This is a genomic window from Paraburkholderia sp. WC7.3g, from assembly GCF_050436345.1.
GTDB lineage: Bacteria > Pseudomonadota > Gammaproteobacteria > Burkholderiales > Burkholderiaceae > Paraburkholderia > Paraburkholderia podalyriae.
In genome coordinates this window covers 2,381,866-2,394,157 of the sequence record NZ_JBNDMA010000002.1, presented here as the reverse complement: position 1 = coordinate 2,394,157, position 12,292 = coordinate 2,381,866, and the positions used below count along the sequence as shown (strand labels likewise).

Annotated in this window: 10 protein-coding genes; 4 read left to right on the top strand and 6 right to left on the bottom strand. The window is 66.3% G+C overall.

The window, feature by feature from the left end; translation table 11 throughout:
- The first annotated feature begins 32 nt into the window (after window positions 1-32).
- Complete coding sequence (locus OKW43_RS22430; protein ID WP_129957323.1) at window positions 33-524, top strand: hypothetical protein; 492 nt, start codon at window positions 33-35, stop codon at window positions 522-524.
- A 52-nt stretch (window positions 525-576) separates the two neighbouring features.
- On the opposite strand, the gene OKW43_RS22425 is transcribed toward OKW43_RS22430, so the two are convergent.
- Window positions 577-3,042, bottom strand: coding sequence for an AsmA family protein (locus OKW43_RS22425; protein ID WP_429449911.1), 2,466 nt, complete (start codon window positions 3,040-3,042; stop codon window positions 577-579).
- A 203-nt stretch (window positions 3,043-3,245) separates the two neighbouring features.
- Between OKW43_RS22425 and OKW43_RS22420 the strand changes: the two genes are divergently transcribed.
- Both OKW43_RS22420 and OKW43_RS22415 read left to right on the top strand, forming a co-directional pair.
- Window positions 3,246-3,986 carry an ABC transporter ATP-binding protein gene (locus OKW43_RS22420; protein WP_429449909.1) on the top strand — a complete coding sequence of 247 codons (741 nt, stop codon included), beginning with the start codon at window positions 3,246-3,248 and terminating at the stop codon, window positions 3,984-3,986.
- Window positions 3,983-4,789 (top strand): ABC transporter permease, encoded by an 807-nt coding sequence (locus OKW43_RS22415; RefSeq protein ID WP_429449907.1) that lies wholly within the window; start codon window positions 3,983-3,985, stop codon window positions 4,787-4,789. Before OKW43_RS22420 ends, OKW43_RS22415 begins: the two co-directional genes overlap by 4 nt.
- Window positions 4,790-4,858: 69 nt before the next feature.
- Here OKW43_RS22415 and OKW43_RS22410 read toward each other — a convergent pair whose 3' ends face one another.
- Entirely contained in the window at window positions 4,859-5,407 is a 549-nt protein-coding gene (locus OKW43_RS22410; protein WP_429449905.1) for a DUF6013 family protein, read from the bottom strand.
- Window positions 5,408-5,640: 233 nt separating this feature from the next.
- Window positions 5,641-6,657 (bottom strand): zinc-binding alcohol dehydrogenase family protein, encoded by a 1,017-nt coding sequence (locus OKW43_RS22405; RefSeq protein ID WP_429449903.1) that lies wholly within the window; start codon window positions 6,655-6,657, stop codon window positions 5,641-5,643.
- A 112-nt stretch (window positions 6,658-6,769) separates the two neighbouring features.
- Between OKW43_RS22405 and OKW43_RS22400 the strand changes: the two genes are divergently transcribed.
- Entirely contained in the window at window positions 6,770-7,738 is a 969-nt protein-coding gene (locus tag OKW43_RS22400; RefSeq protein WP_429449901.1) for a LysR family transcriptional regulator, read from the top strand.
- Between the two features lie 22 nt (window positions 7,739-7,760).
- Here OKW43_RS22400 and OKW43_RS22395 read toward each other — a convergent pair whose 3' ends face one another.
- The 3 genes from OKW43_RS22395 to OKW43_RS22385 all read right to left on the bottom strand — a co-directional run bounded on the left by OKW43_RS22395 (window position 7,761) and on the right by OKW43_RS22385 (window position 12,058).
- The gene (locus tag OKW43_RS22395) at window positions 7,761-8,075 is read right to left on the bottom strand and encodes a hypothetical protein (RefSeq protein WP_187635201.1); all 315 of its coding nucleotides are present in this window, start codon (window positions 8,073-8,075) and stop codon (window positions 7,761-7,763) included.
- A gap of 83 nt (window positions 8,076-8,158) precedes the next feature.
- A complete protein-coding gene (ligD, locus tag OKW43_RS22390; RefSeq protein ID WP_429449898.1) occupies window positions 8,159-10,999 on the bottom strand; it encodes a DNA ligase D in 2,841 nt (946 codons plus the stop codon).
- A gap of 48 nt (window positions 11,000-11,047) precedes the next feature.
- Window positions 11,048-12,058 carry a Ku protein gene (locus OKW43_RS22385; protein ID WP_429449896.1) on the bottom strand — a complete coding sequence of 337 codons (1,011 nt, stop codon included), beginning with the start codon at window positions 12,056-12,058 and terminating at the stop codon, window positions 11,048-11,050.
- Window positions 12,059-12,292 lie beyond the last annotated feature (234 nt).

Here is a 12,292-nt window from a genome sequence, read left to right as displayed (position 1 = left end):
ACGTGCGGCGCGCGAAAGCCGGGAGTGGTCGCATGAGGACGCAGCGTTTCTTGCAATTCTTTTTCAGGCGAATTTTTATGTCCTTCCCGAAAAAGCGTCGACGCGCGAAGGTGGACGGCGACGAGTCGTTCCTCGCGGTTCTGCGGCATTTCAAGCCATTCAGTCAACTCGACACCAAGATCGCGCGGGCTCGCGCGCAGGACGAACCGGTGCTCTATGCACACGTGCTGCCCGGACTCGACGTGCTTCTATGCAGTGTGCGCGGCGCGCAGCCACCCTACCCCGCGCCGGCCGAATTGCGGCGGCGCTGCATCGAATCCATTACCAACGCGCTGGAGCAGCCGCTCGACGGCCTCGAGAACGGCGGCTACTGGTATGAGGCCGACGGCTTCGGCTTCCTCGTGTTCGCGAGCCGTGCGCGCGGCAAGATTCTGACGGAGTTCGGCGCGACGCGGATCGGTACCCGCCGCGGCGTGCGTCGCCAGGATGCGTCGGGTGATGCAACACCACGCTCGCTCAGATAGGCCGAGCAGGCGCCCCGAAGTTCAGGGCTACTGACAGGTCGTTCTCTTCGCTTCATCGAGACTTGTTCACCGGCGCGCCCTCGAGCGACATCGGCGCCTTCGGCTGTTGCCTGACGCCCGGCGCCGGCGCCGTCGGCATCTGCCGCACTTGCGCGAGCAATTGCGCGCACGGCAGCGGCTTGTTGTTACTCGGCGCGAGCAGCGGAATCAGCGCCGCGAACGGATTGACCAGCCCGAGCCCGACCGCCGCGCCGCCACGCAACGCGAGCGCGGCCGCATTGACGCCGACGTGCGGATCCTTGAAGGTGCCCTTCACGTACAGCGGCGAGCGCAGCGAAAAGACCCGGAAGCCCTTCGTATGCGGATGCACGCCAAGGTCCATCGTCTCGTCGCGCAGATTCACGTGACCGTCGATGTTGATCACCGCGTCGCCGGTGTCGAGCGCGAACACGCGCGCTTCGAGCACGCCGTCGGTCGCGACGAAATCGGCAGCCGCGCAATTGATCTTCACGTCGCTAGTACCGAACAGCTTTTCATACACGACGTTCGCGACGTTGAGCCCGGCCGCCTCCATCAGCAGACGGCTCACGGTGCCGTCGGTCACGAGCGCCTTCAACTCGCCGTTCGAAGTCGCCGCGAGCGCTGCCGGCGAATTACCGGTCGCGGACAGCGACGCATCGCCGTTGATCTCGCCGAGCGCGTTCTGCATCGTCTTGAAGCTCGGGAACAATTGCTTCAGCTTGACGTGCCGCGCCGACATCGCGAAGCGGCCCTTCAGCGGCGCCGCGCTGCCATCGAGATGAATGTCCGACGCGAGCGAACCGCCCGCGACGCCGAACTTCAGCGGTACGAGCGACAGCACGCCGTCGGTCATCACGACGTGCGTGTACAGATCCGTGATCGGCAGGTTCGAGTTCTTGATGATGCGCCGGCCGGTGAACTTGACGTCGGCGTCGATCGCCTTCCAGCGCTCGGTGCGGAACTCCTCGACCGGCAACGCGCGGTTGCCCGGCTGCCGGGCGGCGTCGCCGCGCCTGGCCTTGCTCGCGTTCGAATCGGCGCCGATCACCGGTGCGAGATCGGAGAACTGCAACAGGTGCGACTCGAGTTCACCCGCCAGCAGCGGACGCGGCTTGCGCGCGGTATAGGTCAACGAACCGTTCAGATCGCTGCCGCCGACCCGGCCTGTAAAGTTTTCATACGTGAACACGTTGCCGCCCGATTTGAACTGACCGATCAGACGACCCTCGGTCGCGTACGGCGGCGTCTCGGGCAAGGTCACGCCGGTCAGCGAATACAGGCGCGCCATGCTGTTGCCCTGCAGCCAGAGACGCAGATCGAGCGCCGCGAGATGCGCCGGATCGGTGATCGTGCCGACGAAGGCGATATGCAGGTCGCCGGCTTTGACGTCGGCCTGCACCGGGAATGGCCGGTTCGCATCCTGCAGCGCGAGCACGCCGCCGAGCTTGCCGCTGCCCGAAACCGGCGTGCGGTTGTAGGTGCCCCTGACGGTCCAGCCGATCGCATAAAGCGGCGTCGGGCGCCTGGCGCCCGGTGCGGTGCCGCTCGCCCCCGATACCGCCGCGGCGGAGCCGGCGCTCCCGCTGATGGCTTCCGCTGGCGCGGCGGCGCCGCTCGTCGCGAGCGCGCCGGAACTCGCGGCCACGCCTGACGTTACGGACGCGCCCGATGCGCCCGATGCGCCCGATGCGCCCGACGCGCCCGATGCACCCGACGCGCCCGATGCGCCCGATGCACCCGACGCCTGCGCCGCCGCTTCATAAGCGGCCGCCGCGGAAGCCGCCTTCGCCTCCGAGGCCGCCTGTGCCTCGGCCTGCGCGGCGAGCTCGCTCGCGCCCGCGCGGCCGACCGCCTGCGCCGACGCGCTGCGCGAGGCCGCCTCCTGCTGCCTCAGCGCGTCGCCGATCGGGATCGGCTGCCCGAGCGTATCGACGACCATCTGCACTTCCATCTTCTTCTGCTGATCCGCCAGCGCGATATTGCCCTTCGCGAACGCGATATCGTGCAGATCGAGCTTCCACTCGGACGGTCCGCTCGACGACGGCAGCTTGAAGGTCCAATTATTGCGCCCGTCGAGCAGACGTTCGAGATCGACCGATGGATTGACGAGATTGATCGCCGGAATCACGATGTCGTGCGCGAGCAGCGGCAGTACCTCGACCTCGAAGTCGATCTCGTCGAGCGTCGCGAACTGCGGCTGTTTGGTCCAGTCGGGATTGCCGATCGTGATGTTGGCCCCCGAGAAGCGCGGCCAGGGCACCCAGCCGCGCCAGCCGGTTTCGCCGACCGGGTGACGCCAGCCCACCTTCAGATCGCCGTTGATCGCGAACGGCCGGCCGATCGCCTGGCTGACCTTATCGTCGATGTAGGGCCGCGCGCGGTTCCAGTCGAAAGTCAGGATGAAGATGACGAGCGCGGCGATCAGGATCACGAGCGCGGCCAGCAGCCAGGCAAAGATTTTTCCGACCCGTCGTCCGGTGCTGCTCGACCCTGACATTGAAAGGCTCCGCGTATTTTTCTACGTTGTGCACGATGCAGCAGTTATCGTGCCCGGCGCGCGACCATGAATCGCCGCGCTGCTTGTCGTGCGTTTTCGTGCGTTTTCGTGCGTTGTCGCGCCTCGTCGCGCTTCGTCGTTTTATCATGGCGCACGCTTTTCCGACAGACCGACCAGTACCCGCTCCCCACGATGTTCCAACCATGACCGATGTTCCCTTCGTCCTCGCCGACGGCATCGTACGGCGCGACGCGCAGCGCGGCCAGACGCTGTTGCAGCCGACCACCTTCGCACTGCGCGCCGGCGAGCGCGTCGCGGTTACCGGACCGTCCGGCTCCGGCAAGAGCGTGTTTCTGCGCGCGCTCGCGCTGCTCGATCCGATCGATGCGGGGCGCATCCTATGGCATGGCGCGCCGGTCGAGCGCGCGGCGATTCCGCGCTACCGGCGCGGCGTCGCGTATATCCGGCAGCGGCCCGCGCTGATCGACGGCAGCGTCGAAGACAATCTGCGCTATCCGTTCGAGCTACGCGCGTATCGCGATGTGCGCTTCGATCGCGTGCGCGCGGCCGGGCTGGCCATCCAGGCCGGCCGCGGCGAGGACTTTCTCGGCAAGCGCGCGAGCGAGCTGTCGGGTGGCGAAGCGCAGATCGCCGCGCTGATCCGCGTGCTGCAACTCGCGCCCGAAGTGCTGCTGCTCGACGAGCCGACCGCATCGCTCGACCCGGCGTCGTCGCGCGCAATCGAAGCGCTCGTGCGGGCGTGGTTCGATGCCGCGCCGGAACGCCACGCGTCGATGTGGGTGTCGCACGATATGGAGCAGGCGGCACGCATGAGCGAACGGCATCTGACGATGCGCGCCGGCGTACTGGCCGAAGAAACTGCCGTGCGGCGCGACGCGGACCGACATGCCGCCGCGGACTTGCCCCGGGAGCCTCGCTCATGAGCCTGCAGAATTTGAGCTTGTGGGACGTCGCGATCGCGACGCTGCTGATCGTCGTGAATGGCGCGGTATCGGTCGCGCTGAAGCTCGATCTCGAGCGCAAGCTCGCATGGGCGGCGGTGCGCACCGTCGTCCAGCTGCTCGCGATCGGCTACGTGCTCGGCTGGGTGTTCCGTTTCGATCGCTGGTACGTCGTGCTGCCGCTGATGATCGTGATGACGCTGATCGCCGGCTTCGCCGGCGCGCAACGCGGCAGCCGCACCTATGCCGGGCAACGCGCCGACAGCGTGCTATCGATCTGGGTCAGTTCGTGGCTGGTTGCCGCGGTGGGACTGTTCGTCGTGATCCGCATCCATCCGTGGTATGCGCCGCAGTATGCGATACCGATTCTCGGCATGATCCTCGGCAACACGCTGACCGGCGTGTCGCTTGGCATCGAGCGGATGACCGAGGAGTTGACCGCGCGGCGCGATCGCGTCGACATGGCGCTCGCGCTCGGCGCGACGCGCTGGGAGTCCGCGCAGGTGCCGGCGCGCCAGGCGGTGCGCGCGGGCATGATGCCGACGTTGAACCAGATGGCGGTGGTCGGCGTCGTCAGTTTGCCGGGCATGATGACGGGTCAGGTGCTAGCCGGGCAGTCGCCATTGCAGGCGGTGCGCTATCAGATCGTCATCATGTTTCTGATCGCGGCGGCGTCGGCGCTAGGCACCGTGGGCGCGGTGCTGCTCACGTACCGGCGACTCTTTTCGGCCGAGCATCAGTTCTTGCCGGCGCGGCTCGTTGAGCGTGACGCGCGTAAAGGATGACTCGCGAGCATCACGCGCTAGCGCATGCCACTGGGCGCACGCGACGCTCGGCCGCGCGCGTGCAAGCGTTCAACGCTTCGCGGTAACTGCGACCTCGGTGCCGTCGCTCAGCGTCAGCGTTTTGGTCGTGCCATTGACCGGCATCGTGAAACGCACGATCTGACTCATGCGCACATCGTTCGGACACTTGAGCGTCTTGCCGCCGCTCGTCACGGTTTTCACGCCATGCGGCGTCTGCGCCTGGAAGCTCAACTGCACGGTCGCGGTGCCGTCGCTCGACACCACCGGCGCGAAGCGAATTTGCGTCTGGCGGATCATCGCGCCATTCGCGTCGACCGGCAGCGACGAATAGTCCGGGCACGCGTCCGTCGCGGCCACTGGACCGCCAGGCGGCACGGTCTTCCACGTGAAGTCGTCCGATTCGCCGGAGCGGATCGTGCGGGTCTCCTGGGAATTGCCGAACTGTTTCGACGTGACGCGAACGGTGTAGCGAATCGGACCGTCGAGCGCGGCCTGGTTGGTCACCGTGATCGGCGTGGCTGCGTGAGCAGCCGGCACCAGTGCGCAGGCGAGAGAAGCGACAACGGAAACGGCGGAGAGTTTGAAGCTCAAGCTCATACTGTCACCTCGTTGTTGTGCCGCTGCGCGCTCGCGCCGACGCGACTGCCTGTGCACTGTTCGCGCACTGCCAGGGACCGGCCGGTTCGTACCGGCTTGCCTCGCCGCAAGACACGCAACCGTTTTGGCATGCTGCGTCGTCAGTCTAACGCCAAGCGCGCTACCGCGCGTGTCGCGTCGGCTCGGGTGTTAACCCGCTTGCGGCGACGCGCTTTCTGCGCGTCGATTTCATCTCAAAAGCCGGTCAGCACCAGCTTGCCGATCGCGCGACCTTGTTCGAGCAGCCGATGCGCGCGGCGCAGATTCTCCGCGTTGATGCCGCCCAAGTGCTGGCCGAGCGTCGTGCGCAACGTGCCCGCATCGACGAGGCGCGCAACCTCGGTCAGCAGTTTGTGCTGCTCGATCATGTCGGGTGTGCCGAACATCGAGCGCGTGAACATGAACTCCCAGTGAAACGCGGCGCTCTTCGCCTTCAGCAAGTCGACCGGCAGCGCGGCGCTGTTCTCGACGATCGTGCAGATGCCGCCTTGCGGTTTGATCAGCTGGGCGGCAGCCGGGAAATTGCGATCGGTGTCGTTGAAGATCAGCACGTAGTCGACCTGCTCGATGCCGATCTCCTTCATCTGCGCGGGCAGGTCGCCGAAGTGATTGACGATGTGATCCGCGCCGAGCTCCCGTGCCCATTTCGCGGATTCGGGCCGCGACGCGGTCGCGATCACCTTCAGCTTGCCGAGTTGCTTCGCGAGCTGGATGCCGATCGAGCCGACCCCGCCCGCGCCGCCGAAAACCAGTACCGTGCGGCCTTCGTCGGCGCCCTGCGGCGAGACGCCGAGGCGATCGAACAATGCTTCCCACGCGGTGATCGCGGTCAGCGGCAAGGCGGCCGCGTGCGTGAAATCGAGCGACGCCGGCTTGTGCCCGACGATCCGTTCGTCCACCAGATGAAACTCGCTGTTGGCGCCCGGCCGCGTAATGCTGCCCGCATAGAAGACCGGATCGCCGACCTTGAACAGCGTGACCTCGGGCCCGGCTGCGACGACAGTGCCGGCCGCATCCCAGCCGAGCACGCGCGGCGTCTTTTCGACGGCGTCTTTCGGCGCGCGCACCTTGGTGTCGACCGGGTTCACGGAAATGGCTTCGACCTTGACCAGCAGATCGCGGCCGGTCGCTTCGGGTTTCGGGATCTCGATGTCGACGAGCGCCTCGGCGTCATCGATCGGCAGATAACGGTAGAGTCCGACGGCTTTCATGGCTGCTCCTGGTTGGTTCGGTTGAAGTGCACACACGACCCACATCGTAGGATGGTTGTTACTCTGATAAAACAGTCATAATCACTGAAACATCTTTTGGTTTTTCAGAATAATGAATCGTTCAGACCCGGCCGGCCGGTCCCTGCCCAGCAAGCGCGAACGGCTCGATCTGCTCGACGTCGCGCTGTTCGTGCGCGCCGCGCTGCTCGCCAATGTGTCAGCGGCCGGGCGCGAGTTCGGCTTGTCGGCTGCGGTCGCGAGCGCGCGGATCGCGCAACTCGAAAAGCTGCTCGGCGCGCGTCTGTTGCATCGGACCACGCGTCGCATCAGCCTCACCCAGGACGGTGAAGTGTTCATGACGCGCGCCGAGGCGCTGCTCGACGCGGCCGCCGTCGCGCGCGCATCGGTCGGCCGCGCGCAGACCGAGCCGCAGGGACGGTTGCGTGTGTCGATGCCGTCGTCGTTCGGGCGTCAGTATGTGTCGCCGGTGATCAGTGAGTTTCTGCGCTGCTATCCGGGCGTGAGCGTCGATCTGCGCCTGACCGATCAGGTGGTCGATCTGGTCGACGCGGGAATCGATGTTGCGATTCGCATCGGCGCGCTGAAGGATTCGTCGTTGGTCGCGCGGCGGCTCGCGGTCAACCGCCGCGTGCTATGCGCGGCGCCCGCCTATCTGGCCGCGCGCGGCACGCCGCATCATCCGTCGGATCTCGCGCGGCACGAGTGCATCATCCTGTCGGAGCAGCGCGACTGGCGCTTCGTGACGCCTGCCGGCACGCTCGACGTGCGCGTGAGCGGCCGCCTCGTCACCGACAACGGCGAGGCGATTCGCGACGCGCTGCTCGCGGGCTTCGGCATCGCGCTGAAATCGACATGGGACGTGGCGCGCCATCTGCGCAGCGGCGAACTCGTCAGCGTGCTCGACAGCTATCCGCTCGCGGACGACGTCGCGATCTGGGCCGTGTACCCGAGCCGCGCGTTCGTGCCGCCGAAGACGGTCGCGTTCATCGACTTCGTCGCCGCGCATCTCGGCGATCCGCCGTATTGGGATCGGGAGCCGGCCGCACTGGCGGGCGCGTAGGCGCGACGCCCGGTACGCGGCGTCAGCGCTGGCCGCGCTTCGCGCCGCGCTGCTGGCGATGCGAGTTCACATCGGTATGCGAGTCGTTCTGCGTGCGCTGCTGATACTCGTCGCCGCCGCGGCGGTCGGTATCCTGCTGCCCGTGCTCGATATCTTCATGCGCCTGCTTGCCGACATGGCGCGGCTCGTCCTCGTGCTGCGACTCCGGATGCTGATCGGTTTCATGCGGCAGCGGCACCGCGGCTTCCTGCAACGACTTTGGATCCTTCTTCGCGTGCGGGTCGGCTTGCGGGTTCACTTGCGGGTCGCCATCTGTCGATTGCGGCAGGGTCTTCATTCCATTGCTCCTTCGAGATCGCGTTCACGCGCTAAGTGCGCACAGCGAAGTCGCGGGTTGGATTCAGCCACGCGGACGAGCGCTCATCGCGCGTCGCCCAGACGTTTTTTTATCGCCGCGGTGATGCGCTGACGCGTCTGCGCGTAGGCGGCCCACGGGTCGCGTCCGAGGCCGTCCACGCGCTCGTGGACGTTGCGGATGTTCCATTGATCGCCGCTCGTCGTGCTGTCGAGTTCATCCCACGCGAGCGGCACCGACACGCCGAGCCCCGGCCGCGCGCGCACCGAGAATGCGGCCACCGTGCTCGAGCCGCGGTTGTTGCGCAGATAGTCGATGAAAATTTTCTTCTTGCGATTCTGCGCGCCCATCTTTGCGCTGAAGTACTGCGGCAACGTCGTCGCCATATGCTGCGCGACCGCCTGTGAGAAAGCCTTCACTTCGTCCCAGCCGGCCTGCTTCGCGAGCGGCACGATCACGTGCAAGCCCTTGCCGCCGCTCGTCTTGCAGAACGACTTCAGGCCCAGTTCGTCGAGCAGCGAGCGTGTCAGTTGCGCGGCCTCGACCATGCGTTCCCAGCCGAGCGACGGGTCCGGATCGAGGTCGAACACCACGCGATCGGGCATTTCGATATTCGACGCGACCGCATTCCACGTATGAAATTCGACGGTGCCCATCTGCGCGGCACCGACCAGCGCGGCGGGCGTGTCGATCGTGATCAGCGGTGGATGCCCCGGATCGAGTCCCTCGTGCTGCGTGACGTGCGGAATCGACAGCTTCTGACTGTGCTTCTGAAAGAACAGCTCGCCGCCGATATCCTCGGGCGCGCGCACCAGCGCGACGGGCCGCTCGCGCAAATGCGGCAACATCCATTCGGCGATCGATTCGTAGTACTGCACCAGTTCGAGCTTGCTTGCGCCGCTGCTTTTGTCGATCACGCGATCGGGATGCGAGATGCGCACGCCGGCAATTTCGCTGTGCGCGCGCGAGCGGGTTGCCGTGGTTCGGGCCGGCGCGCTTCCTGTGGCGGCGGCCCTGGCGGTCTTCGCGGTGTCGGCGGTCTTTTTAGCCACGCGCTTTTTCGGCGCGCCTGTTTGCGACGTATCGTCGGAAGCGGTTTCGGTTTGCTGTTGCACGTCGGCTCCTTGTCGGGCGGTTTCCCTGACGATCTGGCGCGCCGGCTTGTCGTCGCGCAGGCTGACGAACGACGCCTGGCGCACGATGCCGTCGCTCGTCCATTCGGCGAAGTTGCATTCGGCGACGAGCACCGGCTCGACCCAATGCACGGGCGTGCGGCTGCGCTCGGACGGCGCGCTCGCGAATGGCATGCGCTTGCTCGGGTGCGCATCGAGCGCCCGTTTGACCGAGCGCAGCAGCGCGGCGTCGAAGCCCGTGCCGACGCGCCCCGCGTACCGCAGCCGTCCGTCGCCGTCATAGACTCCAAGCAGCAGCGCGCCGAACGCCGCGCGGCTGCCCCCAGGCTCCGAGTACCCGCCGATCACGAACTCCTGGCGGCGCCGGCACTTCAGCTTGATCCATGACGGCGAGCGGCCCGACACATAGCTGCTGTCACGCCGCTTGCCGATGATGCCTTCGAGCGCCATGTCGCACGCGCTCTTGAGCAGTTCGTCGGCGCTGAACGCGAAGTCGTTCGAGAAGCGCAGCACCCGATCGTCGACGCCTTCGAGCAGCGCGTGCAAGATTGCGCGACGCTGTTCGAGCGGTACGCCGCGCAGGTCGTAGCCATTCAGGAACGGCAGATCGAACAGATAGATCACGATGTCCTGCGGGCGATTCGCGTCGAACGCGTTTTGCAGCAACTGGAAGTTGGGCACGTCGCGTTCATCGAGCACGACCGCTTCGCCGTCGAGCCACGCGCTTTGCACGTCGAGTGATGCGAAGGCCTCGACCTGCTTGCTGAACTTCGCGGTCCAGTCGTTGCCGTTGCGCGTCAACACGCTGACGGCACCGCCCTTCGCTTTCGATGCATGGTCGATGCGCGCGAGCACGCGGTAGCCGTCGAACTTGATTTCGTAGAGCCAGTCGTCGCCTGGCGGCGCGCTGTCGACCAGCGTCGCCAGCTCCGGCGTCAGGCTCGCGGGCAATGCGGCTTTGACCGCGCCTTCTATCGATGGCGACGCGGCGAGTTCGCGTAGCGACTGCGCGCTGCGCGTCGCGACGATGTCGGGGCGTTTGGGATCGGCCACGCGGCGCGAGGATGCGGATCGCGCCGGCTTGCCTGGGCTCGTGGCTTTGCCGTCGCCCGACGCTTTCGTGTCTGCTTTCGTGTCCGCCTTCGCTTGCTTCGTGCTCCTGCGTTTCGAAGGCCCGTCGGCCAGCACGCTGCCCGGCAGCTTTTCCAGCACGTCGTAGTCGCTTTCGTCGCGCGCCTGCTCGTCGCGCTCCTTGATCAGCAGCCATTGTTCCTTGTCGCCGCTGCCGCGCATATGGCTGCGTACTAGCGTCCAGCCGCCGTGCAGCTTCTCGCCGTGCAAATGAAACTTGAGCTTGCCGGCCGCGTACGATCGCGCGGCTTCGGCCGCGCTGCCCGCCGGCTCCCAGGTGCCGCGATCCCACACGATCACGGTACCCGCGCCGTAGTTGCCGGGCGGAATCTCGCCCTCGAACGTACCGTATTCGACCGGATGATCCTCGACGTGCACCGCGAGCCGCTTGACCGAGGGGTCGAGGCTCGGTCCCTTCGGAATCGCCCATGACAGCAGCGCGCCGTTCAGTTCGAGCCGGAAGTCGTAGTGCAGACGCCGTGCGTGGTGCTCCTGGATCACGTAGGACAGCGCGTCGGGCGCGGCACGCGTGGCGCTCCTGCCGGTCTTGCTCGCGGCGCGCTTGGGGGTCGTCGCGCCGGCCGGCTCCGGCGTGTCCTCGAAGCGGCGTTTGCGGTGATAGTGCTCGAGTCGGTCGTTCATGGCGATGACTCCAGTGCGGAGGGTGCGATTGGCGGGTCGGCCGCGCGCTCAGGCCGCCGCGCGCCGCTTGCGGGAGGTTGCCGTGGTTTTCGATGTCGTGCCCCCGCTGCCGCCACTACCGCTGCGACTGCGCGCCGTGCCCGCGGCGCGAGGCTTTTTGCGCGCGGGCGCGGCCACCTCTTCATCAGACCCAGCCTCGCTGTCGGCCTGATCCTCGTTCTCGTCGGCGGTGCGCTTGCGGCCCGCAGCGGCCTGCTTGTCCTTACCGCGGCCGAGGCTGCGCCGCAGCAGATCGGACAGGTCGAGAATGTCGGCAGACTTGCGCGACTCGCGCGGCGTTTCGACTTCGGTGATCTCCTCGGTCTTGCCCGCGCGAACCTTGCGCTCGACGAGCGCCATGATGTCGTCGCGAAACGTATCGTGATACTGCGTCGGGTCCCACGTCTCGCTCATGTCGTCGATCAGCTTTTTCGCCATGTCGAGTTCCTTCGCCGACACGCCGGCAGCCTTCATACCTTCGGGCGGCACCTTGAATTCGTCGAGACTGCGCACTTCGGTGGCCCAGCGCAGCGTGTTCAACGCCAGCACGGGACCGAGCGGAATCAGCGCCGCCAGATGCTGCTTGTTATGCAGCACGACACTCGCGACGCCGACCTTGCCCGACGACGTCATCGCCTCGCGCAGTAGCGCATAGACTTTTTCGCCCTTGCGGTCGGGGGTCAGGAAATACGGCGTGTCGAGATAGAGAAACGAGATGTCGGGGGCGTCGACGAACGCGAGGATGTCCACTGTCTGCGTCGACTCCGGGTTCGCCGAGCGGATTTCGTCGTCCGACAGTACGACGTAGCGGTCTTTCTCGTACTCGAAGCCGCGCACGATGTTGTCGCGGGTCACGTCCTTGCCGGTGCGCTTGTTGATCTGCTTATAGCCGACCGGGTCGATCGTGCGCTTGTCGAGCAGATTGAAGCCGACTTTCTCCGACTGCGTCGCCGGATAAAGCTGAACCGGTACATGGACGAGCCCGAAGCTGATTGCGCCCTTCCAGATCATGTGTGCCATCGCGCGCTCCCCTGTCCCATGGGCCTGAGATATCAGGCGAAGCAGCAAGCGTGCCCGCGTTTCAGCGCGCTTTACGCGGTTGCCACGAATGAAGCATGACCCGGTCGGCGCGGGGGCGTGCTGTCATGGGGCTGTAAGTCTTGCGATGCGGCGGCAAAAGCTACGGCATTCCTGGTGTCCCCGATCCGATGCGTCGGTATGAACCGCGCACCGCCGGATTGAACGGCAAACCCG

What these genes read in the sequence shown, in the direction of transcription:
- OKW43_RS22420 (WP_429449909.1), top strand. Translation starts at nt 3,246, where the DNA reads ATGACCGATGTTCCCTTCGTCCTCGCCGACGGCATCGTACGGCGCGAC.
- OKW43_RS22400 (WP_429449901.1), top strand. Translation starts at nt 6,770, where the DNA reads ATGAATCGTTCAGACCCGGCCGGCCGGTCCCTGCCCAGCAAGCGCGAA.
- OKW43_RS22425 (WP_429449911.1), bottom strand. Translation starts at nt 3,042, where the DNA reads ATGTCAGGGTCGAGCAGCACCGGACGACGGGTCGGAAAAATCTTTGCC.
- OKW43_RS22430 (WP_129957323.1), top strand. Translation starts at nt 33, where the DNA reads ATGAGGACGCAGCGTTTCTTGCAATTCTTTTTCAGGCGAATTTTTATG.
- ligD (WP_429449898.1), bottom strand. Translation starts at nt 10,999, where the DNA reads ATGAACGACCGACTCGAGCACTATCACCGCAAACGCCGCTTCGAGGAC.
- OKW43_RS22415 (WP_429449907.1), top strand. Translation starts at nt 3,983, where the DNA reads ATGAGCCTGCAGAATTTGAGCTTGTGGGACGTCGCGATCGCGACGCTG.
- OKW43_RS22395 (WP_187635201.1), bottom strand. Translation starts at nt 8,075, where the DNA reads ATGAAGACCCTGCCGCAATCGACAGATGGCGACCCGCAAGTGAACCCG.
- OKW43_RS22405 (WP_429449903.1), bottom strand. Translation starts at nt 6,657, where the DNA reads ATGAAAGCCGTCGGACTCTACCGTTATCTGCCGATCGATGACGCCGAG.
- OKW43_RS22385 (WP_429449896.1), bottom strand. Translation starts at nt 12,058, where the DNA reads ATGGCACACATGATCTGGAAGGGCGCAATCAGCTTCGGGCTCGTCCAT.
- OKW43_RS22410 (WP_429449905.1), bottom strand. Translation starts at nt 5,407, where the DNA reads ATGAGCTTGAGCTTCAAACTCTCCGCCGTTTCCGTTGTCGCTTCTCTC.